Source organism: Pilosibacter sp. NGB245 (assembly GCF_057397225.1).
Genome location: NZ_CM171584.1, coordinates 1,855,278 through 1,879,538 on the forward strand (window position 1 = coordinate 1,855,278; position 24,261 = coordinate 1,879,538).

At 47.3% G+C, this 24,261-nt stretch carries 20 protein-coding genes and 1 tRNA gene; 16 read left to right on the forward strand and 5 right to left on the reverse strand.

The window, feature by feature from the left end:
- Window positions 1-79: 79 nt before the first annotated feature.
- The gene (locus ACXMYH_RS08305) at window positions 80-943 is read right to left on the reverse strand and encodes a hypothetical protein (RefSeq protein WP_486554673.1); all 864 of its coding nucleotides are present in this window, start codon (window positions 941-943) and stop codon (window positions 80-82) included.
- A 305-nt stretch (window positions 944-1,248) separates the two neighbouring features.
- Here ACXMYH_RS08305 and ACXMYH_RS08310 point away from each other — a divergent pair, with 305 nt between their 5' ends.
- From ACXMYH_RS08310 to ACXMYH_RS08365, 12 genes are all read left to right on the forward strand, one after another.
- Window positions 1,249-1,962 (forward strand): IMP cyclohydrolase, encoded by a 714-nt coding sequence (locus ACXMYH_RS08310; protein ID WP_118298167.1) that lies wholly within the window; start codon window positions 1,249-1,251, stop codon window positions 1,960-1,962.
- A 26-nt stretch (window positions 1,963-1,988) separates the two neighbouring features.
- Entirely contained in the window at window positions 1,989-3,167 is a 1,179-nt protein-coding gene (locus tag ACXMYH_RS08315) for a phosphoribosylaminoimidazolecarboxamide formyltransferase (RefSeq protein ID WP_329752606.1), read from the forward strand.
- Window positions 3,168-3,239: 72 nt separating this feature from the next.
- Window positions 3,240-3,322 (forward strand) — tRNA-Leu (locus tag ACXMYH_RS08320).
- Between the two features lie 103 nt (window positions 3,323-3,425).
- The gene (locus ACXMYH_RS08325; protein ID WP_118532717.1) at window positions 3,426-3,773 is read left to right on the forward strand and encodes an anti-sigma factor family protein; all 348 of its coding nucleotides are present in this window, start codon (window positions 3,426-3,428) and stop codon (window positions 3,771-3,773) included.
- Between the two features lie 17 nt (window positions 3,774-3,790).
- Window positions 3,791-6,424 (forward strand): DNA polymerase I, encoded by a 2,634-nt coding sequence (gene polA, locus ACXMYH_RS08330; RefSeq protein WP_486554674.1) that lies wholly within the window; start codon window positions 3,791-3,793, stop codon window positions 6,422-6,424.
- A complete protein-coding gene (coaE, locus tag ACXMYH_RS08335) occupies window positions 6,425-7,018 on the forward strand; it encodes a dephospho-CoA kinase (RefSeq protein WP_118298171.1) in 594 nt (197 codons plus the stop codon).
- Window positions 7,005-7,802, forward strand: a complete 798-nt coding sequence (locus tag ACXMYH_RS08340; protein ID WP_118298172.1) for an MBL fold metallo-hydrolase — start codon at window positions 7,005-7,007, stop codon at window positions 7,800-7,802. Before coaE ends, ACXMYH_RS08340 begins: the two co-directional genes overlap by 14 nt.
- Before the next feature lie 191 nt (window positions 7,803-7,993).
- Complete coding sequence (locus tag ACXMYH_RS08345; protein ID WP_118298173.1) at window positions 7,994-8,266, forward strand: ACT domain-containing protein; 273 nt, start codon at window positions 7,994-7,996, stop codon at window positions 8,264-8,266.
- A 27-nt stretch (window positions 8,267-8,293) separates the two neighbouring features.
- A complete protein-coding gene (locus ACXMYH_RS08350; protein WP_118532711.1) occupies window positions 8,294-9,658 on the forward strand; it encodes a PFL family protein in 1,365 nt (454 codons plus the stop codon).
- A gap of 12 nt (window positions 9,659-9,670) precedes the next feature.
- Window positions 9,671-10,309, forward strand: a complete 639-nt coding sequence (locus ACXMYH_RS08355) for a histidine phosphatase family protein (protein ID WP_118532709.1) — start codon at window positions 9,671-9,673, stop codon at window positions 10,307-10,309.
- Entirely contained in the window at window positions 10,309-11,547 is a 1,239-nt protein-coding gene (locus ACXMYH_RS08360) for a class I SAM-dependent methyltransferase (RefSeq protein ID WP_486554675.1), read from the forward strand. The genes ACXMYH_RS08355 and ACXMYH_RS08360 overlap by 1 nt, the downstream gene beginning before the upstream one ends.
- Window positions 11,548-11,690: 143 nt before the next feature.
- The gene (locus ACXMYH_RS08365) at window positions 11,691-12,950 is read left to right on the forward strand and encodes an FAD-dependent oxidoreductase (RefSeq protein ID WP_329752602.1); all 1,260 of its coding nucleotides are present in this window, start codon (window positions 11,691-11,693) and stop codon (window positions 12,948-12,950) included.
- 172 nt (window positions 12,951-13,122) lie between these two features.
- Here ACXMYH_RS08365 and ACXMYH_RS08370 read toward each other — a convergent pair whose 3' ends face one another.
- The 3 genes from ACXMYH_RS08370 to ACXMYH_RS08380 all read right to left on the reverse strand — a co-directional run bounded on the left by ACXMYH_RS08370 (window position 13,123) and on the right by ACXMYH_RS08380 (window position 16,344).
- Window positions 13,123-14,166 (reverse strand): tyrosine-type recombinase/integrase, encoded by a 1,044-nt coding sequence (locus tag ACXMYH_RS08370; RefSeq protein WP_405579304.1) that lies wholly within the window; start codon window positions 14,164-14,166, stop codon window positions 13,123-13,125.
- Complete coding sequence (locus tag ACXMYH_RS08375) at window positions 14,163-15,134, reverse strand: coiled-coil domain-containing protein (protein WP_405579307.1); 972 nt, start codon at window positions 15,132-15,134, stop codon at window positions 14,163-14,165. The genes ACXMYH_RS08370 and ACXMYH_RS08375 overlap by 4 nt, the downstream gene beginning before the upstream one ends.
- A gap of 550 nt (window positions 15,135-15,684) precedes the next feature.
- Entirely contained in the window at window positions 15,685-16,344 is a 660-nt protein-coding gene (locus tag ACXMYH_RS08380; RefSeq protein WP_486554676.1) for a helix-turn-helix domain-containing protein, read from the reverse strand.
- A 245-nt stretch (window positions 16,345-16,589) separates the two neighbouring features.
- Here ACXMYH_RS08380 and ACXMYH_RS08385 point away from each other — a divergent pair, with 245 nt between their 5' ends.
- The 3 genes from ACXMYH_RS08385 to ACXMYH_RS08395 all read left to right on the forward strand — a co-directional run bounded on the left by ACXMYH_RS08385 (window position 16,590) and on the right by ACXMYH_RS08395 (window position 19,808).
- Window positions 16,590-17,582: a helix-turn-helix transcriptional regulator gene (locus tag ACXMYH_RS08385; RefSeq protein WP_118321049.1), complete on the forward strand. Its 993-nt coding sequence runs from the start codon at window positions 16,590-16,592 to the stop codon at window positions 17,580-17,582.
- 450 nt (window positions 17,583-18,032) lie between these two features.
- Window positions 18,033-18,473 (forward strand): IS200/IS605 family transposase, encoded by a 441-nt coding sequence (gene tnpA, locus ACXMYH_RS08390; protein WP_118606968.1) that lies wholly within the window; start codon window positions 18,033-18,035, stop codon window positions 18,471-18,473.
- 9 nt (window positions 18,474-18,482) lie between these two features.
- A complete protein-coding gene (locus tag ACXMYH_RS08395; RefSeq protein WP_486554677.1) occupies window positions 18,483-19,808 on the forward strand; it encodes an IS200/IS605 family accessory protein TnpB-related protein in 1,326 nt (441 codons plus the stop codon).
- A 332-nt stretch (window positions 19,809-20,140) separates the two neighbouring features.
- Here the strand turns inward: ACXMYH_RS08395 and ACXMYH_RS08400 are convergent, their stop codons facing one another.
- Entirely contained in the window at window positions 20,141-21,004 is an 864-nt protein-coding gene (locus ACXMYH_RS08400) for a helix-turn-helix domain-containing protein (RefSeq protein ID WP_486554678.1), read from the reverse strand.
- Window positions 21,005-21,203: 199 nt separating this feature from the next.
- On the opposite strand from ACXMYH_RS08400, the gene ACXMYH_RS08405 reads away from it, so the two are divergent.
- Entirely contained in the window at window positions 21,204-24,242 is a 3,039-nt protein-coding gene (locus ACXMYH_RS08405; RefSeq protein ID WP_486554679.1) for a glycoside hydrolase family 2 TIM barrel-domain containing protein, read from the forward strand.
- Window positions 24,243-24,261: the final 19 nt, after the last annotated feature.

Sequence of the window (24,261 nt, forward strand, 5' to 3'; positions counted from 1 at the left end):
GATCATGTTTTTTCCTTCCCTTTATCATACCAAAACGCAGGATAGAAATCAACCGGATCGTTTCTCAGATCATCTATTGTTATTTTGTTTCCGGTGAATATTTTACAAGAGCATAATCACCCGCCGCATGGCTCACTGGAATGATCAGGTAGATATCTCCGTCTTTTTCGTAGGAAAACGCCTGCGGGAATGTCCCGTCCTTTACGGAAGTAAAATCACATTCTGCAAACACCGTCTGCCAGAGTTCTTTTCCGCTGGACTTGATGGAATCCTTTACTTCAGCTGCTGTGTCCGCCGGTTCTACCACCACAACGTCATCGGAAGAAAGATATTCCGCGATGGAATCCGCATCTGCATACGCAGTCAGACCGATTGGTGATCCTGTATTTAAGTTCACAGAGACGGCATAGCGCACATTTGACGGATGGGCTGTTTCTGCAACGTTTACCATTCCGTGGAATGTAAATACCGCCTTATTTTTATCGAGGGATACCAGATCACAGTTGATGGAAACCTCATCCTTTTCGGTGTCCAGTTCCCAGGCAGTGATGATCGAGGTCGCCTCTTTCTTTAAAAGCTCATTGACGGCCTGGGTCATGGATGCATCACGGAGATTGGAGAGGATTGGGTATTCGATGGAGACCTTTCCGGTCTTTTCGGTCGCGATCTTTGATTTCACGCTTAACGCGTCGGAGGCGTTGGAATCCTTTTGCGTCTCGACCTCAGAAGATCCGGCTTTTGAAGCATCCGTTTTTGAGGAGTCACTTTTTGAATTGTCTGCTGCCGGATCAGCCTTTGTTTCATTGGAAGTAGTTTCCGCCATGGTCTCCGCAGCGGACGTATGAATTCCAGAGATGTCCACAGCCTCGTGTTTTTTGCATGCGGTGATGGATAATGCGGCAAACATTGTTAAAGCGGCAAATTTATAAAGATTTTTTCTCATAAGAAGATCAGCTCCTTTTATCGTATTTTAATGCGGCACCGGAATAGGCGAATGGAAGAAAGCTTGTCCGGTACCAGGTTTATCTTTCTAAGACAGTTATATTATATCATGAAGACCTGCCTCTTGTACATGAACGCCACATTACGATTTTGTTAAATAAATGAAAGCATTTCATAAGGAAACGCCGGGATCGTTGATAAGTAATTTTAAATACTCAATCTGCAGGAAGTATGTTATCATAAAATTAAAACCCGTCGCCGGTACAAATTCCGGTGATCTTATACGAAAACAGGAGGAGTACTTCCATGAAGTTATTATCACTTTCAGAGGAGTTAAAAAACAATTCTTATCCGGGAAGAGGAATCGTGATCGGAAAATCAGCCGATGGAAAAACAGCTGTGACCGCATATTTTATCATGGGCAGAAGCAGCAACAGCCGCAACCGTGTCTTTGTGAAGGACGGTGAGGGGATCCGTACCCAGGCATTTGATCCGTCAAAGCTCGAGGACCCGAGCCTCATTATCTACGCCCCGGTGCGCGTTCTCGGAAATAAGACCATCGTGACAAACGGCGACCAGACCGATACGATCTATGAGGGAATGGACCGCCAGCAGACCTTCGAGCAGTCCTTGCGCTGCCGCGAGTTTGAGCCGGACGGCCCGAACTACACTCCGCGCATCTCCGGAATCATGCACATTGAGAACGGGAACTACAATTTTGCAATGTCCATCTTAAAGAGCAGTGATGGAAACCCGGATAGCTGCAGCCGCTTTACATACGCATATGAGAAGCCATTAAGCGGTGAGGGACGTTTCATCCACACCTACATGAACGATGGAAATCCGCTTCCGAGCTTTGAGGGTGAGCCGAAACGCATTGCCATCGAGGGCGATATCGACAGCTTCACAAAGAATGTATGGGAGAGTCTGAATGAGGACAACAAGGTTTCCCTCTTTGTCAGATTCATTGATATCGAGACCGGAAAGTATGAGACAAGAATCGTAAATAAAAATCACTAGTCGTATCAAAAGGAGAAAAACAAATCATGAATGAAATGGAATTAAAATACGGATGCAACCCGAACCAGAAACCGTCCCGTGTATACATGGAAGACGGAAGTGATCTTCCGATCACAGTCTTAAACGGAAAACCGGGCTACATCAACCTTCTCGACGCGTTGAACGGCTGGCAGCTCGTTAAGGAATTAAAGGAAGCGACAGGTCTTCCGGCAGCTACTTCCTTCAAGCATGTTTCCCCGGCAGGTGCCGCAGTAGGTCTTCCGATGGATGCAGTTTTAAGAAAGATTTACTGGGTGGACGATCTCGGTGAGCTTTCCCCGCTTGCAAGTGCTTACGCGAGAGCAAGAGGCGCAGACCGTATGTCTTCCTTCGGCGATTTTATTTCCCTCTCCGATGTCTGCGACGTTGACACCGCAAAACTCATCAAGCGTGAGGTTTCCGACGGTGTGATCGCTCCTGGCTATGAGCCGGAAGCTCTTGAGATCTTAAAACAGAAAAAGAACGGCAAATACAACGTGATCCAGATTGATCCGTCCTATGTTCCGGCTCCGATCGAGCACAAGCAGGTATTCGGCGTGACCTTCGAGCAGGGAAGAAACAACTTAAAGATCGACAAAGATCTTTTATCCAATGTTGTGACAGAAAACAAGGAGATCCCGGATTCCGCAAAGATCGACCTTATGATCTCCCTGATCACCTTAAAATACACCCAGTCCAACTCCGTCTGCTATGTAAAGGGCGGACAGGCGATCGGTATCGGCGCCGGCCAGCAGTCCCGTGTCCACTGCACACGCCTTGCAGGCCAGAAGGCGGACAACTGGTTCCTCCGCCAGGCACCGCAGGTATTAAATCTTCCGTTTATCGACAAGATCAAACGTGCGGACCGCGACAATGCGATCGACGTTTACATCGGAGACGAGTACATGGATGTTCTTGCTGACGGCGAATGGCAGAAAGTCTTCACGGAGAAGCCGCCGGTATTCACGAAAGAAGAGAAGCGCGCATGGCTCGACAAGATGCAGGATGTGGCTCTCGGATCTGACGCCTTCTTCCCGTTCGGCGACAATATCGAGCGCGCACACAAGAGCGGCGTAAAATATATCGCACAGCCGGGCGGATCTGTCCGTGACGACAATGTGATCGAAGTCTGCAATAAGTACGGAATGGCGATGGCATTCACAGGCATCCGTCTGTTCCATCACTAAAACTGCTTGCAATTTTCATGTTCTTATGATAAACTTATATGCGGCTGTTGAAATATACAGCCGCGAAGATATGCCGGCGTGGCGGAATGGCAGACGCATCAGACTCAAAATCTGACGGGGGTAACTTCGTGCCGGTTCAAGTCCGGCCGCCGGCAGAAACGAAAAGACATGACTCTCATTAGATGGTCGTGTCTTTTTGCGTTTACGCGGACAATGAACCGGGATCCGCGTATATTCAGGCTGAAAGGAGTGTGTTCCATGACCTGTATGGAAGCAGAAAAGATGGTAGTTCCGTATATGAAGGACGAACTGTCCCCGACGGAGCTGGAAGATTTCCTGGACCATATCAAAACGTGTGAAAACTGCAGGGAAGAACTGGAGATCCACTACATGGTGGATGTGGGGTTAAAAAAGCTGGATGAAGCGGATGGAACATATGACATCGTGGGGGATCTGAAACGAAAGGTAGCGGAATCCTACCGGTCCCTGCGCCATATCTCCACATTCCAGATCGCATCCTACGCGATCTCGACTCTGTGCGGAATGGCACTCATCGTCATGATCCTTTTGCAGCTCCGCATCTGGACAACGATGGGATATCTATAGATTTTAGAGGAGTGAACATGGAAAAACTCGTATTGATCGACGGTCACAGTATCTTAAACCGCGCATTCTACGGTGTGCCGAACCTGACAAATTCGGAAGGTCTCCACACGAACGCGGTCTATGGCTTTTTAAATATTTTATTTAAAGTTCTCGATGAGGAGAAAGCGGACTACCTTGCGGTGGCTTTTGACCTGAAAGCCCCGACGTTCCGCCACAAAATGTTCGACGCCTACAAGGGAACAAGAAAACCGATGCCAGAGGAACTTCATGAACAGGTACCGCTCATGAAGGAGGTCCTGACCGCCATGGGTGTCCCGATCCTCACAAAAGAAGGCTATGAGGCGGATGATATCCTCGGAACGATCGCAAAGCGGGAGCAGAAAGAGGGATATGAGGTGACGATCCTCTCCGGAGACCGGGACCTTCTGCAGCTTTCCGACACCCATATCAGGATCTGTCTCCCGAAGACGAGCCGCGGAACGACGGAGGTCCACAATTATTACCCGGAGGACGTGATCCGGGAGTACCAGGTGACGCCGGAACAGTTTATCGAGGTGAAAGCCCTGATGGGCGACCAGTCCGACAATATCCCGGGCGTCCCGTCCATCGGTGAGAAGACGGCGACAAACCTCATTGTCCAGTACCAGAACCTGGAAAACATCTACGCCCATCTCGACGAAGTGAAACCGCCGCGCGCGAAAAAGGCGCTGGAAGAGTATAAGGATCTCGCAGATCTTTCCTTAAAGCTCGCAAGGATCTGCATTGACGCCCCGATCGAATTTTCCATGGCGGATGCGAAACTGGAAAATCTCTACACGCCGGAAGCGTATGAATATATGAAACGCCTGGAATTCAAGTCGATCGCGGCGAGATTCGGCGAGGAGATCAAACATGAAAGCGGACCGGAGAAACAGTTTGTTCTTGTGGAGGATTTTTCCGAGGCGGATGCGCTCTTTGAAAAAGCAAAAAAGGCGGACCGCATCGGAATGGAACTTCTTGCAGAAAACGGTTCCGTGACAGCCCTCGCCTTATGTTTTGAGGAGACCGGAAGCTATATCTTCCCGGTCGGCGGCTTTATGACGGAGAGCTATATCGCCGGAAAATATGAGGAACTTTGCCGAACGGGTCATGCCTGGGTCCTGGATCTCAAGCACTCCCTGCCGTTCGCGGATCTTTCCTACGGGGAGACGGTCTATGACGCCGGGGTTGCGGCATATCTCTTAAACCCGTTAAAGGATTCCTACGGCTATGACGACATTGCGAGAGATCTTCTCGGGATGACGGTCCCGTCCAGGGCAGACCTGATCAAAAAGCTGTCCTGTGAGGACGCATACGCGAAGGAACCGGAGAATTTCACCCGTATGGCGGGACTTATGGCCTACACAGCCTTTGCGGCCGGGAAACCGCTTCTGGAGCGTCTGACGGCAGATGGAATGGAAGAGCTGTACCGCACGATCGAGCTCCCTCTGATCTATACCCTGTTCCATATGGAAGCGGAGGGGATCGCAGTCCGCAGGGAAGAACTTGCCGCTTACGGAGAAAAGTTAAAGAAACAGATTGCAGTCCTCGAGAAGGAGATCTGGGAGATGACCGGACAGGAGTTTAACATCAACTCCCCGAAACAGCTCGGCGAGATCCTGTTCGAAAAAATGCAGATCAAAGGTGGAAAGAAGACGAAGACCGGTTACTCCACAGCGGCCGATGTTCTGGAGAAACTTGCCCCGGATTATCCGGTGATTCAGAAGATCCTGGACTACAGACAGTATACAAAGCTGAATTCCACCTACGCGGACGGTCTCGGAACCTATATCCGGGAAGACGGACGGATCCACAGCCGGTTCAACCAGACGATCACGGCGACCGGCCGGATTTCCAGCACGGAGCCGAATCTCCAGAACATCCCGATCCGCATGGAACTCGGAAGAGAGATCCGGAAAGTCTTTGTCCCGCGCGATGGATTTATCTTCCTGGATGCCGACTACTCCCAGATCGAGCTGCGCGTCCTTGCCCACATGTCCGGCGATGAGCGCCTGATCGAGGCGTATAAGACCGCCCAGGATATCCACGCGATCACAGCTTCCCAGGTATTCCACATCCCGCTTGATGAGGTCACACCGTTACAGCGACGCAACGCGAAGGCCGTGAATTTCGGGATCGTGTACGGGATCAGCGCCTTCGGACTCAGCGAGGACCTGAGCATCTCCAGAAAAGAGGCCATGGATTACATCGCTCGCTATTTTGAGACATATCCGCAGGTAAAAACCTTCCTCGACAGCCTTGTTGCCCACGCGAAGGAGCAGGGATATGTCACCACGATGTTCGGACGACGCCGCCCGGTACCGGAGTTAAAGTCCTCGAACTTCATGCAGCGTTCTTTCGGAGAACGTGTAGCCATGAACTCCCCGATCCAGGGAACGGCTGCCGACATCATCAAGATCGCGATGATCCGGGTGGACGAGCGGTTAAGAAGGGAAAATCTCCGTTCCAGACTGATCCTGCAGGTGCACGATGAACTCCTCGTCGAGACGGCGGAGGACGAAAAAGAGATCGTCATGAAGATCCTCTCCGAAGAAATGCACCATGCGGCATCCTTAAAAGTGGAGCTGGAGATCGACATGCATGACGGAAAAAACTGGTTTGAGGCGAAATAGATGAAACAGAAGAAAATTATTGGGATCACCGGCGGAGTCGGAGCCGGAAAGAGCAGTGTGCTCGCGGTACTGAAGAACGATTTCGGGGCGAAGATCATTCTCGCGGATCTTGTGGCCCACGATCTCATGGAGCCGGGAAGTCTGGGACTCAGAAAGGTCACAGAGGCGCTTGGAACGTCATTTCTCACCCCGGACGGAGCCGTGGACCGAAAAGCGCTGGCGGACCTGATCTTCCGGGATAAAGAAGCATTAAAGACGATGAACTCCATCATCCATCCGTTAGTCTGGAAGACGATGAAGGAAGAGGCGGAGGCCGCCAGTGAAAACCTCGTGATCATCGAGGCAGCGGTCTTTGACACTGCGCCGAAGAACTTCTTTGACGAGCTCTGGTACGTCTACACGACAAAAGAGAACCGGATCGTCCGCCTGATGGAAAACCGCGGCTACAGCCGTGAAAAATGCGAGGACATCATCGGAAGGCAGGCGTCGGAGGAGGAATACCGCGCGCTCTGCAGCCGTGTCATCGACAACAACGGGGACGAATCCGATATCAAACGACAGCTGAAGGAGATCCTTGACCATGAGATTTGTTAGTATTGCCAGCGGAAGCAGCGGAAACTGCATCTACACAGGGACGGAGGAGAGCCACGTCCTGATCGACGCCGGCATCAGCGCAAAGCGGATCGAGCAGGGTCTTAACGAGGTCGGCTTAAAGACGAGCGAACTGGACGGCATCTGCATCACCCATGAACATTCCGACCATGTAAAGGGGCTGGGCGTCCTTGCGCGAAAATATGAAGTTCCGATCTACGCCACAGAAGGGACACTCGACGAGATCCGGAAGATCAAAGGCCTCGGCGAATACCCGGAGGAGCTGCTGCACCCGATCCTGCCGGACACCGAATTTTCCCTCGGGGATCTGACGATCAAGCCGTTCCACATCGACCATGATGCGGCCGACCCAGTCGCTTACCGGATCCAGTCGGGAAATAAGTCTGTGGCAGTCGCAACGGACCTTGGACATTTCAACCAGTACACGATCGACCATCTCCTCGATCTCGACGCGGTGCTCTTAGAGTCCAACCATGACCTTCGGATGCTGGAGACGGGACCGTACCCATACTACTTAAAACGCCGGATCATGGGAGATTTCGGCCATCTCTCCAACGAGAACGCCGGACGCCTCTTAAACTGCATCCTGAGCGGCCGATTAAAGCACATCCTGCTGGGACATCTGAGCAAGGAGAACAACATGCCGGAGCTGGCCTATGAGACCGTCCGGCTGGAGATCGACATGGGAGACTGCCCATACCATGCGGATGATTTTCACCTGGCAGTCGCAAAGAGAGATGAGATGTCGGAGATCATCAGTCTGTAGCAGATTTTGCTGATGCTGCGAAAAAACACTTGCATCATACCGGCTATAATGATATATTTTAAGAAAATTTTACGCTTTATCACTGCATAAAGCTACCTTTCCCCGGGATCCATATGTTCCGGCAACGATCTCAGTCCGGACGGATCCAGATCACAATACGCGGAAGGCACAACACAAGGAGGAAAATTTCCATGGATAAAGTTATTATCACCGTAGTAGGAAAAGACACCGTAGGCATCATCGCAAAGGTATGTACATATCTTGCGGACCATAAAATTAACATCCTTGATATTTCCCAGACCATCGTCCAGGAATACTTCAACATGATGATGATCGTGGACGGAAGCGGAGCAAACGTTTCCTTCGATGAAATGTCTTCCGGACTCGATGAGATCGGTGCCGGGATCGGCGTCAACATCAAGTGCCAGCGTGAAGAGATCTTTACAAAAATGCATCGTATCTAATGACAGCTTGAGGAGAGGGAAACAATTATGATTACACATCTGGAAGTCAACGAGACTAACAATATGATCGAGCACGAGAACCTGGATGTCCGCACCATCACTCTTGGCATCAGCCTTTTGGACTGCTGTGACTCCGATCTCGAAAAATTAAACGAAAAGATCTACAACAAGATCACGACACTCGCAAAGGACCTGGTCCCGACCGGAAAACAGATCGAGCGCGATTTCGGGATCCCGATCGTCAACAAGAGGATCTCCGTGACACCGATCGCCCTTGTCGGCGGAGCAGCCTGCAAGAGCCCGGAGGACTTTGTGACGATTGCAAAGACCCTGGACCGTGCGGCAAAGACTGTAGGCGTCAACTTTATCGGCGGATATTCCGCTCTTGTATCCAAGGGCATGACAACAGCTGATGAGAACCTGATGCGCTCCATCCCGCAGGCGTTAAAAGAGACCGATTTTGTCTGCAGCTCCATCAATGTCGGCTCCACAAAGACCGGTTTAAATATGGATGCAGTCCGCTTAATGGGCGAGATGGTCGTAAGAACCGCAGAGTACACGAAAGACAACGACTGCTTAGGCTGCGCAAAGCTTGTTATTTTCTGCAACGCACCGGACGACAACCCGTTCATGGCGGGAGCATTCCACGGCGTTACAGAGGCAGACGCGATCATCAACGTCGGCGTCTCCGGACCGGGCGTTGTAAAGACGGCTCTCCAGTCTGTTCGCGGCGCTGATTTCGAAACTTTATGTGAGACGATCAAAAAGACGGCATTCAAGATCACCCGTGTCGGCCAGCTCGTAGCGAAAGAGGCATCCGCGCGTCTCGGGATCCCGTTCGGCATCATCGACCTGTCCCTGGCTCCGACACCGGCTGTCGGCGATTCTGTCGCTGAGATCCTGGAGGAGATCGGTCTGGAACGCGCAGGTGCCCCGGGTACAACAGCCGCTCTCGCCATGTTAAATGACCAGGTAAAGAAAGGCGGCGTTATGGCTTCCTCCTACGTCGGCGGACTTTCCGGCGCCTTCATCCCGGTCAGCGAGGACCAGGGAATGATCGATGCGGTCAACGAGGGCGCTCTTACGATCGAAAAACTGGAAGCGATGACCTGCGTATGCTCTGTAGGTCTTGACATGATCGCAGTTCCTGGAGATACGAGCGCAGCGACGATCTCCGGCATCATCGCAGACGAGGCGGCGATCGGTATGGTCAACCAGAAAACGACAGCAGTCCGCCTGATCCCGGTGATTGGAAAGGGCGTCGGCGAGACGGTCGAGTTCGGCGGTCTTTTAGGACATGCGCCGATCATGCCGGTCAACTCATTCAGCTGTGAGAAATTTGTGAACAGGACCGGAAGGATCCCGGCACCGATCCACAGCTTTAAGAACTAAACAGGAGAAACTATGAGAATCTATCTGATCCGTCACGGCAGGCAGAACAGCCCGCTTTGCAACGTAAATGTGCCGCTTTCCGATGCAGGAAGGCGGCAGGCCGAGCTCCTCGGCAAGAGACTGAAAAAGGAATCCATCGACGCCGTCTGGTCCAGTGACCTGATCCGTGCCCGCGAGACTGCTGATATCATCAATGAGAAGATCCGTGCACCGAGGATCATCCGGGAAGGACTCCGCGAGATCTCTTTCGGTGATCTTGAGGGACTTTCGGACGATGTGATCATGGAGCGCTACGCGGACTTTTTCGCCGCGAGAGCGTCCATGAAACAGGATCTTCCATATCCGGGCGGAGAGAGTGCGGCGGATGTGATCCGTCGTGCCGTTCCGGTCATGGACGAAATCGCAAAGTCCGGCGCGGAGACGGTCGCTGTCGTCACCCACGGAGGCGTGATCCGGAGTCTTGTGACCCACTATCTTCACATGGACGGGGCGTATGTTCCGCTTCTTGCGAGACATCTGGAAAACTGCGGTATCACGGAATTTTATTACCGGGAATCCGACGGCGAAATGCTGTTAAACCGTTTTAACGATTTTGCCCATCTGACGGATCATCCGGAACTTTTGCGCGGCGGCTGGGGAGAGAAAAAGTGATGGGAAAGAGAGAACTTCACAGTGTACTCACTGATTTTTTAAATGAAAACCTGATCCAGGCGACTGCCAGCGGTCAGGCGGAGAAAAATGATTTTCTGAAGGCACGGATCCGCCCGGTACTGGCAAAGGACGTCCTGCATTTTCAGGCGGAGGAATTTATCGGAAAACAGGCTTTCCACAAAAATCTGACAGCCGAAGAAGCGGCTGCCTATCTGGAAGGTCTCATGGAAACAAGTTTCCGCCAGCTCCAGCTCGAGGCGAGAGATAAGAGCGGTTCCGTTCTTGTGAGCAAAAAGGGAAAGGTGACTGTTAAGGTAAAGAAAAAGCCGGTTTCCGGGAATACCTCCGGAAATGGGGCATCAGCTTCCGGAACGAATGGTTCCGACGCTTCCGACGCGGCTCTTCAGGCTGCCTGGGCGAACGGACTTTCCCATAACCGGAAGAAGCGCTACATCCTCGAAGAGGGGATCCCGGTCCCGTTCCTCGTGGAGCTCGGTGTCCAGACGAAGGACGGGGCGATCGTCCATGCGAAGTACGACAAATTCCGCCAGATCAACCGTTTCCTCGAATTTATCGAGGACGTGCTCCCGAAGCTTGATAAGAATAAAGAGACGAGGATCATCGATTTCGGCTGTGGAAAGTCTTATCTGACGTTCGCGATGTATTATTACCTCAAGGTCTTAAAGGGATACCCGGTGCGGATCACCGGTCTGGATCTGAAAACAGACGTGATCGAGCACTGCTCGCAGCTTGCAAAGAAGTTCGGCTATGACTCCCTGGAATTCCTTCACGGCGATATCGCTTCCTACGAGGGCACTGACCAGGTGGATATGGTCGTGACACTGCACGCCTGTGACACAGCGACGGACTACGCGCTGGAAAAGGCAGTCCGCTGGAACGCAAAGGTGATCTTATCTGTTCCCTGCTGCCAGCATGAGGTCAATAAGCAGATGAAGAGCGATCTCTTTGCCCCGGTATTCCGCTACGGGATCATCAAAGAGCGCATGGCCGCCCTCTACACAGACGCCCTGCGCGCGGAGATCCTCGAGGCCATGGGGTACCGGGTCCAGATCCTGGAATTCATCGACATGGAACACACGCCAAAGAACCTCCTGATCCGGGCTGTAAAGCAGGGAAAGAAGAAGGAGAACCGGAAGGAGATCGAAGCGATCCTGGAGGCGATCCATGCGGAGCCGACGCTTTACCGGCTTTTATTAGAAAAGAGCCCAAACGTATAACTGCCGCCGGCAGCTCAAAAAAGCCGCAGATACCTTTTCATGGTGCTGCGGCACATTTTTTATCCGCTGATTTCAAATCCCTGCATGATCGCATGTTTCAATGTAATATTAGGATATTGACAGAAAAAGGAGTACAGCTTACTATGGAACGTTTATATCAGTATGATGTCGTTGTTGTTGGAGGCGGGACAGCCGGTGTGTCTGCTGCGGTCGGCGCTGCGAAAACTGGAGCGAAAACACTTTTGATCGAGAGAAATGCTTATCTTGGCGGAGAGGCGACCCATTCCGGGGTCAGCACCTTCTGCGGCTTTTTTACCTGCGGAAAGAATCCGGTTCGTGTCGTTGAGGGCGTAGGGCAGCTCGTGTTAGATGAGATGGGGGCTCTTGGGCCGACCGTGGACTATGTCATTTCCGCGACCGGAAACTACAATGTCAATTTCCAGCCCGAATACTTAAAATGTGCGATGGACAATCTGTTGGAAAAAGAACATGTGGATTACTTTTTGCATACATACATGACCAGTGCGAAGGTGGAACTTGGATCCATTGTTTCTATTCAGTGTTCCGATGATGAGGGAAGCTTTACCGTAATGGCAAAAACCTTTGTGGATGCATCCGGAGATGCGAATCTCGCTCATCGCTCCGGGGCAAAACTGATATGGGGCGGAGACGACGGACACCCGCAGGCGGCAACCATGCCATTCCGGTTAAGCGGTGTCAACACGAACTGTGACATGTCACCTGAAGCTGTGGGGCGTGCAGTAAGAAAGGCCAAGGAGGCAGGAATCCCGAACCTTACAAGAGAAAAGGGATTTATCCTGAAAAAAGAGCATTCTGATATTGTCAGTGTTCTTCTTCCAAGTGTAATTCCGGAGGGACTGACAGCCGCAGACCTTACCCATATGGAGCGGGAAACCAGAAAACAGGTGCTCAGTTATGTACAGGCCTTAAAAACCTACATGCCTGGCATGGAGCACGCAGAGTTAGCGGTCATCGGACCGTCCATCGGTTTTCGGGAAACGAGAAGAATGGTCGGAAAAGAAACCCTTACCGTGGATGATGTGCTTACCGGAAAAAAGTGCCAGAACAGTGTAGCCCGCTGTGGGTGGAAACCGGAGATCCATAAAGATGTTGACAAGATGGCAACTTATCTGGATGTGAAGGAAGGAAGCTATTTCGACATTCCACTTGGTGCACTGCAGTCAGAAAACATCGAAAACCTATACGGTGCAGGCCGTATGATTTCTTCCGATGAAGCAGCATTTGCGGCAGTCCGCGTCATGGGAACCTGCTTTGCAACCGGACACGCCGCCGGAGTTGCCGCCGCATGTCATGCCCTGGAGGGAACAGCAGAGATAAAACACGTTCAGGAGGTTTTGAAAAAGCAGGGGGCATTGGTATAGGATGCGTAGAGAATATCCGAAAAACGGTATCAATTTCTGAAATGCGTCTTGAAGACGTTTTTCGATTTCTGAAATGCGTCTCGAAGACGCTTTTCGATTTTTGAAATGGTCTCGAAAAAGACAGAAGTCTAAAAGACGACGTAATGATCAGAAATACGGAAAACCCGGATACTCACAGAATATCCAGGTTCTTCACACTCTTTCTCCGGTCTTCCTCGATCGCCGCATAGAATTTTCTTGTAATATTTACATCATTATGGCCAAGAATATCTGCAACCAGGTAGATATCGTTGGTCTCCTTATAAACAGCGCTGCCATAGCTGCTCCGCAGCTTGTGCGGCGTTATTTTCTTTTTCGGTGCGATGATCGATGCGTATTTCTTTACAAGGTATTCCACGCTCCGCACCGTGATCCGCTGATTGCGCAGGGAGAGAAACAGGGCATTTTTGTGTTCCGGCAATGTCTCGATGCCGGTCCGGACCGACAGGTACTCATTCAGGCGCCTTGCCACCTCCGCATTGAAATACACGGTCGTCTCCTTGCCGCCTTTTCTGCGGATATGGATCCCGCTTTCTTTCATGTCTACATCATCCAGGTTCAGTCCGACACATTCCGATACGCGGATCCCGGTTCCCAGCATCAGTGCCAGGAGAGCGCTGTCGCGGAGTCTGGTCCGTTCATGAAACGCTTTCTGTCTGCCTGACAGGCCGGATCCGCTGTCAACTTCCGCCAGCAGCTCCTTCATTTCCTCCGAATTGAGCCGGACGATCTCTTTGGCATGGGTCCGCGGCATCTGCATGGAAAGTGTCGGATTTACCGTTAAAAGTCCCACGCGGCAAAGATATCCAAAGAAACTCTTCAGTGAAAAGAACTTCCGTTTGATCCCCTGTTCCCTGTTCATATTCTTGTGTTCCGGATCATTCGGGCGGTATTTGAGATCTTCCAGGTAACGCTCGATATCCTGCACGGAAATCTGCGAGAGAGCTTCCGTCTGCAGCTGCTCCAACGGAATTTCTTTCCATTCCTCCTTTATCTCCTTCAGAAAATGAAAAAACATCGTCAGATCATACGCATAGGACAGCCGGGTCATGGAAGATGTCGACGGCTCGATCCCGCGAAAAAAGTCTGTACAGCAGGATGGGAGAGCAGAGAGCATTGCCTTCAGCTTTTCTTCATTTTTCTGATCCCGCTGTGCAAAGTACTGCGACTCACTCATACTGTCTGCTCCTTAATATTCCCTGAATTTTTGCCGGAAGAAGCATCAGCAGATGCCCGGAAATGTTCAAGTTCCGCGATGAGGCGGGCATTTTCCCGGTCAAGCTTGCGGAATTCTTCCTGCATTTCCCGTTCTTTGGCTGCAACAGCCCGTTCCATCGCAAGATCCGCCTGCATCTGTGCCTGCTTTAAACGGTTCTGGCAGTCCGTCTCTTGTTCCTTTAACTGGCTGTTTAACCCGGCAAGCTGCATTTTATTTTCAGCAGCCGCATGTTCCAGATCCCGGACCATGGCTGTAAGTTTCCCGATCTGCTCTTCGTAATCCTTTTTTGCCGCAGTTTCATTCGCGAGCTGACGAGAGAGTTCTTCCTGCTGCCTGCTCAGCTGTTCATTTTCTGATTTGATCGCCGCACTGATCTTAACGATCTCGTCATAATGGGCCGCCTTTTTCTGAAGCTGTTCCACCTGGTCTCTCAGCACATGGTTCAGTTCTTCCAGATCATTGGCCGACTTCCGGGCAGCCTCCATCGCCTGTTTCATACTGAGAGCATTTTCTTCGATTTGTTTTTTCTCCTCGGTCAACGTCTCAAACGATCCGGCCAGTTTCTCTTTTTCGTCCACAGCCTGATCGGCCTTTTCCCGCAGTTCATCGATCGTCCGGTCTTTCCGCTGCAGATCCGTTTTAAAACGCTCCGCCACGCGGGCCTCCGTCGTGTTTCCAAGTTCAAGACTTGTGAGATATGCGGCAAGAAGATCTTTTGTCAACCGCTCAAAATTTTCTATCTCAACGGCACGCCCCGGGGTCGCTGCCTTTGCGTTATTTAACTCCAACACCTGGATCAGATGATCGAATCCCTGTGCCTGATTCATTCCATTTGCAGTGCAGAACGACCTGAACGCGTCCGCAGATGCCTGGTCGATACGAAAATTGACCTGCCGGATCTCTTTTTCATTCTTTTCTGTGCTCATTTTACCGTACCTCCTGAATTGTTCTTAGTATAGCATGGCATGGGAGAGGAGTCAACTTGATCATGCGAATGATATACATGTTATACATAGGTATTGCTATACATAGCTATTAAGGGACAAAAGTCAGAGAAAAAGCAGGCAAAAGCGGAGAGAACAGAGTTGAATACAGGGAAAAGGTGTAAAAAAGCAGATAAAACGTCAGAAAATTCAAAAGCGTGCGCACACAATTAAAACAATTTGGCTCAGAACCCGCCGAAACGGCCCGTATTATTTCGCAAAACCCGAGTTTTACGCAATAATATGGGGTGAGAGATACAGAACAATGGAAGATGCAAGTTGACTATACTTTTATTGAAATAGAGCGTCAATTCGAAGAAAAATAGCCGATTGCATTGTAATAGTAGAGTTAATATCGTGAATTAGTCCTATCGAATACAAAAAGCAGTTTAAAGTTTGCTATAGAACACTATTTTCTTAAATTGAGAGATATTTTCTTTAAAAAAGTCCATCCACAATTGTTTTAGAATTAAAAAGGACTCGTAAATTTTTATCATGCAGCACCTCGTTCCTTTTCGATCATTCCCATAAGTTCTTCACAGAATTCCGCATAATCGCTATGACCGAGCAGGAGCATCTTGTTATACAGTGATTCCATGGTCCTCTCAAAACCGGCGACGTCCTTCTTCCATACCCGGCAGGTAATAATGCAGTACGGAGAACCATTTCGTTTAAATTCATGACCGAATCGTACGGGAACCTGATTCTGCGCAAACAGAGCATCTGCAAGATAGTCTTCATGGTCGACGTACATGTACTGGCAAGAGAGGATGGAAAGTCCGCCCAGTTTCAAAAAATTTTTCATAATTTTTTCTCTCCTTACACTTTTTCCGTATCGTTTTCTTATAGTATGATTATAAGAGAGACGAGCCGGAATGTCATTGAACCTGTAGTTTAAGAAGATCCGTGAAAAAGAAATATCCCCGTCAATGACGAGGATATCTTCGATACTGGTATGTAACAGTCTGCTGAGGATGATAAAGTTATCCAGGCTCGGCAGAGATTTTCCGGAGATCCATTTATAGATCGCCTGCGGGTTTTCAAAACCAAAAGCTCCCTGGATTTCACGGATCGTATAGTTCTGCTCCGAGAGTAACTGTTTGATCCGCTTCCCGGTTTCTACTGGCCGGATTGACAGATACATTGGTTCCATTTGCTCATTCCTCCATGATTCTGCTCCATCCCGAAACACTGTCCTTATATTAACATAAAACTGAGAAAATGAGTAGCAGAAAATTGCTTTTTCATGATGGCTGGTGATTTTATAGGACACCATCTATGCTATGATACAGGTATCAGTTCCGCCAGTCGGATTTTCATTCTGGCAAATTTAAGAATTTATTGTATACTATCACTATATAGTATGAAATAGCTTGCAAAGAAAAGGGAAGTATGATTATGCCAAAAGGAACCAATCAGAAATTAAAATTATATCGTCTGGCTCAAATTATGCTGGAACAGACAGATGACGAGCATTATATCACGATGGCAGAGATCATGGAGGCGCTAAGACGATACGACATCACTGCGGATCGAAAAAGCCTTTATAATGATCTGCGTGACCTGTCCTCTTTTGGAATCGAGGTTGAGGGTGAGTCTGTCGGCAATCGTTACCATTATCATGTGGTCAGCAGACCATTTGAACTGCCGGAACTGAAGCTGCTTGTAGATGCCATTCAATCATCTAAATTTATTACAGAAAAGAAAACGAATATTCTGATCAAAAAGCTCGAGAAACTGGTAAGCAAATATGATGCCCAAAAGCTGCAGCGTCAGGTTTATGTATCCGGCCGGATCAAAACGATGAATGAAAGCATCTATTATTCGGTCAATACGATTCATGCCGCTATTTCTGAAAACCGGAAGATCAAATTTCAATATTACCAGTGGAACGCGAAAAAGGAAATGGAATTGCGGCATAATGGGAAATGGTATCATATCAGCCCATGGGGACTCCTGTGGGATGATGAGAATTATTATATGATCGGTTTTGATTCAGAGGCTCAAAAGATAAAGCATTACCGTGTGGACAAAATGCTGAAAATCAATTTATCAGAAGAGCCCCGTGATGGAAAAGAAGCTTTCTCAAAACTCAATATGGCAGATTATACCAAAAAAAGTTTTGGCATGTATGGCGGTAAGGAAGAAAAGGTTAAGCTTTTGATCCATAATGATCTGGTCGGGGTTATCATTGACCGATTTGGGAGAGATATCATGCTGTTCCCGGCAGATGCAGATCATGTCACCGCCAATGTAGATGTCCGTGTCAGCCGGCAGTTCCTGGCCTGGGTATTTTCACTGGGCCCAAATGTAAAAATTCTCGGACCGGAGGATGTTGTGGAAACCATGAAGAGAGAAGCTTCCCGGCTGATGGAACAGTACGGAGGCTGATATGTCAGTCAACAGTAAAAAATTTTGTACTTTATAGTTAGGGGTTAATAAATGGCTTAGATACAAGGATTATAGCATAAAGTACAAAATTTCAAAATGTACTTTATTTCAGAATGTACTTTATTTCGAAACAGAATAAAGTACATTTTTTATTGTCCGGATGTAGTGGGGGAGTGGTTTTAGGGGAGAAAATAAAGTACATTTTCAAATCGCTCCATTTTGGAAATTTCATAAATAGTGGAAAATAGAGATGCCGATGATTTCAGAACATGTCAAGATGTTGATACTGTTTGGCTCATTTTGTAATGATCACTATTGCCTGTTTTTAGTCATAATTGAAAAACACGCACCGCATTCTCGTTACTTCAGTGATGAGTTAGGTGCGCTATTTATTTACAATAATATCGAACATATGTTTACATGCTTAGTAACATATGGTATAATATTCATATGGAAAAAGATATATTTACTATTAAAGAAAATTCTCTTTCGTATGGTAGAGGATATGTGTACTCGCTTCAATATCATCTGGTCTGGTGCACGAAATACCGAAAGAAAGTTCTGACCAATGGTGTAGATCAGGAGTGCAAAGAAATGTTGCAGGAAATCGCACAAGAATATCAATTTCGGATCCTTGCGATGGAAGTAATGCCGGACCATATCCACCTGTTACTGGATTGTAAACCGCAGTTCTTTATTTCGGATATGATCAAGATCATGAAAGGAAATCTTGCGAGACAGTTGTTTCTTGCACATCCGGAACTGAAAAGGGAGCTGTGGGGCGGACATCTCTGGAACCCATCTTACTGCGCTGTGACCGTCAGTGACCGAAGTCGGGAACAGATCATGGCTTATATCGAAGGACAGAAAGAAAAAGAGAACAGAAAGTAGAGGAAACCTATGCAGGTCGTATCCAGCTATGGCGCGGAAATTAAAAATAAGAATATCCCGATCCGCCATACGCTGGCGCTTTACCGGGAGGCGGTCCGCTGTCTGACGGAGATATATGAGACCGTATGGACAGAGTTATCCATGATCGATCAGATAAAACGGAGATTTAATGAGGCGGAACATCTGGTACATGGAACAAAGAAGAATCATGCAAGATTTGACTTCGATGCCCGTTTTCCGAAAATGCCGTCATATCTGAGAAGAGCGGCGATCCAGCATGCGCTCGGGAGTGTTTCCTCGTACCATACAAGATTGGAACAGTGGAAAAATGGAGCGATTTCCGGAAAACCGAAGCTTGTATATGAAAACCATGCGATGCCGGTATTTTATCGGAATGTCATGTACAAACCAGGAGAAGAGAGTGAAGACGCAGCCTGCCTGAAACTTTATGATGGTCATGACTGGAAATGGTTCCGCGCAGGTCTGCTTCATACGGATATGGAGTACCTGCGCAGGCACTGGTCCGGGAAAAAGTCTTCTGCTCCGGTTTTGGAAAAACGACATCAGAAATATTATCTCCGCTTTTCTTATACGGAAGAAGTTACATTATCAAAAACACCTGTAAAGGATCAGCTCATCTGCAGTGTGGATCTTGGAATCAATACGGATGCAGTCTGTAGTATCATGCGGTCAGACGGAACTGTCCTGGACCGGAAATTTATCAATTTCCCCAGTGAAAAAGACCGGCTGTCCCATGTACTCGGAAGGATCCGGAGATTCCAGAAGGAACACGGTTCCAAGCAGATCGGAAGCCGATGGGCGTATGCGAAACGTCTGAATACGGAACTTGCCAGAAAGACTGCCCGTTCGATCGCAGAATATGCTCATGAGAATCATGCGGATGTGATCGTGTTTGAGTACCTGGAAATGAAGGGAAAGATTTCAGGAAAGAAACGACAGAAACTGCATCTTTGGAAGAAACGGGAGATCCAGACTATGTGTGAACACAAAGCACACCGGTATGGGATCCGTGTGTCCCGTGTCTGCGCATGGAATACCAGCCGTCTGGCGTATGATGGAAGCGGACCGGTCAGCCGAGATCCGAAGAACCACAGCCTGTGTGTTTTCCAATCTGGAAAACAGTATAACTGTGATCTGTCAGCATCCTACAATATCGGAGCGAGATACTGGATTCGGGAAATCATAAAAACCTTACCGGAAGCGGAAAGGTCTTCACTGGAGGCAAAAGTACCTGCGGTGAAGCGCAGAACCTCATGTGTTTATGCTGACCTGCTCATCCTTCAGAATGAGTATGGATGTTCGAAAGCTGCATAAACACAGGCAGATATCCGGAGGACTACCTGTTATGTGGAACCCAGCCGTACCCGGCATGGAGGATGCGCATATCTGCGCAGTTCTAAGTTTCAGGCGTATCCGCCGGTATCCGGTCTTGCCGTTTAAAACGGCTGAGAAGCATGTGACTTTAGTCATGTGAGGTTCACATCCTTATATCTATTGCATTTTGGCAAATTTAAAAGGAAGGTTCCTTTGCCGTAGCAGATGACACCTTCCTTTAATGAATGATTTTTCTGTTGTCCGCCAACTGATCGGTACCCGAAGTCCGATAAGCAATTTAGATAAATTGGATTCTTATAATATTATGGTTTTCAGAACTTATTTCTTATCTTTTGGTATTCTCTAGGTGAATATCCTTTTAGCTTGTGGAAGAGTCGGCTGAAATAAAGCTGGTTATCATACCCGACAATCTTAGAAATCTCATTGATGGAATAAGTTGTTGTTTCAAGTAAAATCTGAGCATTGGTGATTCGGATTCCTACAATAAATTGCATTGGTGTGGAACCAGTGAATTTTTTGAAATTTCGGATAAACCAGCTGACACTCATCCCTCGTGAGGCAGCATAATCGTCAATATTGATATTCTGATGATAGTTTTCACTGAAAAAGGTAACAGCGATATCCATCTCACGATCAAGATATTCATTTTTTGATATGTGCTCTCTAGTCAGTTCCCGGTGAAAGCTAATTAAAAGATGACGTAGCAAAAGGACAAGCATTTCCTCATAATTATCCTGACAGCGTTGGAGCTCGATGATAATACGTTTGAAAATCCGTTCATATTCGTTAGATGAACCAACGTGAAAGATACGTTCTTTATCTGGAAATCCATATTGGCGTAGGATATTTTTCACATCGCTTCCTGTGAAGTGAATCCAGTATACTTCTGTCTTATCTTCTCCATAATATTCATATTTCTGAAGTTCTTTCGGTCTGTAAAGTACAAAGTTACCGGCAGGAACAATCGTTTCGTTATCTACATTATCAAAATGGAAATGTCCACAACCAGCAGTGATATATATAATCTGATAATCCAGACGTCCTCTCGGACGGTAGGTGGGAAGCTTGGGAAGGCTGGAAAGACGATAAGTACCACAGCTTCCTACAATCAGTGGACGACTTTTGTCTTTAAAATCCATATGTGAGTGGTTCAAATAACCGGCGTTCATATACATAGGACGTCACCTCTTTTCATACTTTTTATTATTGTATCATTTAGTGCATGTTTTGTCCAATCTAATTCATAGACATATTTTGCGGATTAGGATAATCTATATTTAGAAAACAAAGAAACGTAAGAATAAAAGGAAAGGATCAGATTTTCTGTGGGAGAACAAAGAGCAAAAAAGTATATGTTTTGGAGGAGAGCTATTTATGATTGTACCGCGTTATTATGAGAATTTAAGTGTATTGCATGAAAACACAATGCCAGCCAGAGCCTATTATATTCCGGCATCCAAAAAAATGGATAACCTGGTGGAACACAGAGAAGAATCAGATCGTATGCAGTTATTGAATGGAACTTGGAAATTCCAGTATTTTAACAGCATTTATGACATTCAGGATTCTTTCTTTGAGAAGGATTATGATACGGAACACTTTGATGTGATTCAGGTTCCGAGTGTATGGCAGATGGCAGGATATGATGTGCATCAGTATACAAACATCCGGTATCCGTTTCCGTTTGATCCACCATACGTGCCGCAGGATATTCCGTGTGGAGCTTATGTGCATACTTTTGATTACAGCAGAGATGAGAAAGCTTCAAGAGCCTTTTTGAACTTTGAAGGGGTAGACAGTTGCTTTTATGTATGGATCAATGGCTCTTACGTAGGATACAGTCAGGTTTCACATATGACCAGTGAGTTTGATATTACCGATGTACTTCAGGATGGAACGAATACCGTGGCAGTTTTAGTAATGAAGTGGTGTGATGGTTCTTATCTGGAAGACCAGGACAAATTCCGTATGAGTGGTATTTTCCGGGATGTGTACATTTTAAAACGTCCGGAGCAGGCAATCAGCGATTACCATATAAAAACAAAAATTGAGGATATGATTGCAAAAGTAGAACTTGACATGAAGTTTTACTTCCCAGTAAATGTAAAGATTTCGATAGAAGACAGAAACGGAGCAGTGGTAGCAGTAGGAAGTATTGCCGAAGAAGGAGCTGCTGTTTTAGAAATTGCAAGTCCGGAACTTTGGAATACAGAAAATCCATATCTGTATAAATTGATTCTTGAGACAGAAAATGAAGTAATCGTAGATCATATTGCACTCAGAAAGATAGAGATTAAAGATCAGGTTATTTACTTAAATGGACAGAAGATTAAATTCCGTGGAGTCAATCGTCATGATTCTGATCCGGTTACTGGGTTTACGATCAGCCGGGAACAGATTATAACGGATCTTACGTTAATGAAACAGCATAATTTTAATGCGATCCGTTCCAGCCACTATCCGAATGTACCATTTTTCTATGAAATGTGTGACAAGTATGGATTTATGGTGATAGATGAAGCAGATATTGAGGCTCATGGACCATTTATGCTCTACAGAAAAGAAGACACCGATTATAACCGGTTCAAACGGTGGAATGAAAAGATTGCTGATGACCCGGTATGGGAAGAGGCAATCGTTGATCGTGTGAAACTCATGGTGGAACGTGATAAAAACCGTTTTTGTATTGTCATGTGGTCAATGGGAAATGAGAGCGCATATGGTTGTAACTTTGAAAAAGCATTGGAATGGACAAAAAAATTTGATCCAGACCGTATCACCCAATATGAGAGTGCAAGATATCGTAATTACGATAAAACATATGATTACAGCAATCTGGATGTGTACAGCCGTATGTATCCAGCTCTTTCTGAGATTCAGGAATATCTGGACAAGGATGGAAGCAAACCATTCCTTTTGGTAGAGTACTGTCACAGTATGGGAAATGGTCCTGGAGATTTTGAAGATTATTTCCAGATGATCCAGGATAACGATAAAATGTGCGGCGGCTTTGTTTGGGAATGGTGTGACCATGCGATTGCTCATGGGACTGCTGAGAATGGAAAGGCAATCTACGCTTACGGAGGTGATCATGGCGAAGAAATCCATGATGGTAATTTCTGCATGGATGGATTAGTATATCCGGACAGAACGGTGCACACAGGGCTTTTGGAATACAAGAATGTTTATCGTCCGGCAAGAGTTATTTCCTATAACAAAGAAAGCGGAGAACTGGTGCTTCATAACTACATGGATTTTGATGACTTGAAAGATTATGTGAAGATCAATTATGAACTGACACAGGACGGGCTTGTAATCAGCAAAGGTAAACTTTCAGAGGTTTCAGCGGCACCACACAGTGAAGGAAAAATAGACCTTAAAATCAATGTGCCAGAGAGTGGAAAATGTTATTTAAAATTTATTTACCATCTGAAAAAGAAATTGCCACTGCTGGATGAAAACTATATTCTTGGATTTGATGAAATTGAGGTAAGCAAAGATGATGCAAAATGTAAACTTGCAGAGAAATGGCTACAAAAAACAGCAGTGGACTCTGAACTACAGGTAAATGAAAATGATACACAGATTCATATCAAGGGGCGTGAATTTGCTTATACCATAGACAAACGTACTGCACTCTTTACAGAGATGAAATTCGCAGGGCGGGAATACCTGAACCATCCGATGGAATTAAATATTTGGAGAGCTCCAACAGATAACGATATGTACATTAAGTCTGAATGGAAGAAAGCACATTATGATAGGGCTTATACAAGAGCCTATACGACAGAGGTCGTGCAGGGAAGACATGGGGTAAAGATTATAAGCCATGCTTCTGTCGTGGCAAAAACAGTACAGAAGATTCTTGACGTGATGATTGCATGGAAAATTGATGACATTGGACGGATTGATGCAGATATTGCAGTAACAAAAGATGATGAGTTCCCGGATCTGCCGAGATTTGGTGTGAGAATGTTTCTGGACAAGAAACTTACAGATGCCAGATACTTTGGAATGGGACCACAGGAAAGCTATCGAGATAAGCATCAGGCTGCGAGTCATGGCCTGTATCGGGCAAATGTAGGTGACCTGCATGAGGATTATATCCGCCCACAGGAAAATGGTAGTCATTATGATTGTGAATACGTAGAACTTAACAACAGCCGATATGGCATTGTGGTATCTGCGGAAAACGCTTTCTCATTTAATGCTTCTTATTATACACAGGAAGAACTTGAGAAGAAAACGCATAATTATGAATTGACAGAATCAGATAGTGTAGTATTTTGTGTTGATTATGCATTAAATGGAATTGGCTCTAATAGTTGTGGCCCGGTTGTATTGGATCAGTACCGATTTGATGATGTATTGTTCCGGTTTCAGTTTACTCTGGTACCGTATGTAAAGGGGTAATAAAATTTCAGGTGACCTG

What these genes read in the sequence shown, in the direction of transcription:
- ACXMYH_RS08305 (WP_486554673.1), bottom strand. Translation starts at nt 943, where the DNA reads ATGAGAAAAAATCTTTATAAATTTGCCGCTTTAACAATGTTTGCCGCA.
- ACXMYH_RS08310 (WP_118298167.1), top strand. Translation starts at nt 1,249, where the DNA reads ATGAAGTTATTATCACTTTCAGAGGAGTTAAAAAACAATTCTTATCCG.
- ACXMYH_RS08315 (WP_329752606.1), top strand. Translation starts at nt 1,989, where the DNA reads ATGAATGAAATGGAATTAAAATACGGATGCAACCCGAACCAGAAACCG.
- ACXMYH_RS08325 (WP_118532717.1), top strand. Translation starts at nt 3,426, where the DNA reads ATGACCTGTATGGAAGCAGAAAAGATGGTAGTTCCGTATATGAAGGAC.
- polA (WP_486554674.1), top strand. Translation starts at nt 3,791, where the DNA reads ATGGAAAAACTCGTATTGATCGACGGTCACAGTATCTTAAACCGCGCA.
- coaE (WP_118298171.1), top strand. Translation starts at nt 6,425, where the DNA reads ATGAAACAGAAGAAAATTATTGGGATCACCGGCGGAGTCGGAGCCGGA.
- ACXMYH_RS08340 (WP_118298172.1), top strand. Translation starts at nt 7,005, where the DNA reads ATGAGATTTGTTAGTATTGCCAGCGGAAGCAGCGGAAACTGCATCTAC.
- ACXMYH_RS08345 (WP_118298173.1), top strand. Translation starts at nt 7,994, where the DNA reads ATGGATAAAGTTATTATCACCGTAGTAGGAAAAGACACCGTAGGCATC.
- ACXMYH_RS08350 (WP_118532711.1), top strand. Translation starts at nt 8,294, where the DNA reads ATGATTACACATCTGGAAGTCAACGAGACTAACAATATGATCGAGCAC.
- ACXMYH_RS08355 (WP_118532709.1), top strand. Translation starts at nt 9,671, where the DNA reads ATGAGAATCTATCTGATCCGTCACGGCAGGCAGAACAGCCCGCTTTGC.
- ACXMYH_RS08360 (WP_486554675.1), top strand. Translation starts at nt 10,309, where the DNA reads ATGGGAAAGAGAGAACTTCACAGTGTACTCACTGATTTTTTAAATGAA.
- ACXMYH_RS08365 (WP_329752602.1), top strand. Translation starts at nt 11,691, where the DNA reads ATGGAACGTTTATATCAGTATGATGTCGTTGTTGTTGGAGGCGGGACA.
- ACXMYH_RS08370 (WP_405579304.1), bottom strand. Translation starts at nt 14,166, where the DNA reads ATGAGTGAGTCGCAGTACTTTGCACAGCGGGATCAGAAAAATGAAGAA.
- ACXMYH_RS08375 (WP_405579307.1), bottom strand. Translation starts at nt 15,134, where the DNA reads ATGAGCACAGAAAAGAATGAAAAAGAGATCCGGCAGGTCAATTTTCGT.
- ACXMYH_RS08380 (WP_486554676.1), bottom strand. Translation starts at nt 16,344, where the DNA reads ATGGAACCAATGTATCTGTCAATCCGGCCAGTAGAAACCGGGAAGCGG.
- ACXMYH_RS08385 (WP_118321049.1), top strand. Translation starts at nt 16,590, where the DNA reads ATGCCAAAAGGAACCAATCAGAAATTAAAATTATATCGTCTGGCTCAA.
- tnpA (WP_118606968.1), top strand. Translation starts at nt 18,033, where the DNA reads ATGGAAAAAGATATATTTACTATTAAAGAAAATTCTCTTTCGTATGGT.
- ACXMYH_RS08395 (WP_486554677.1), top strand. Translation starts at nt 18,483, where the DNA reads ATGCAGGTCGTATCCAGCTATGGCGCGGAAATTAAAAATAAGAATATC.
- ACXMYH_RS08400 (WP_486554678.1), bottom strand. Translation starts at nt 21,004, where the DNA reads ATGTATATGAACGCCGGTTATTTGAACCACTCACATATGGATTTTAAA.
- ACXMYH_RS08405 (WP_486554679.1), top strand. Translation starts at nt 21,204, where the DNA reads ATGATTGTACCGCGTTATTATGAGAATTTAAGTGTATTGCATGAAAAC.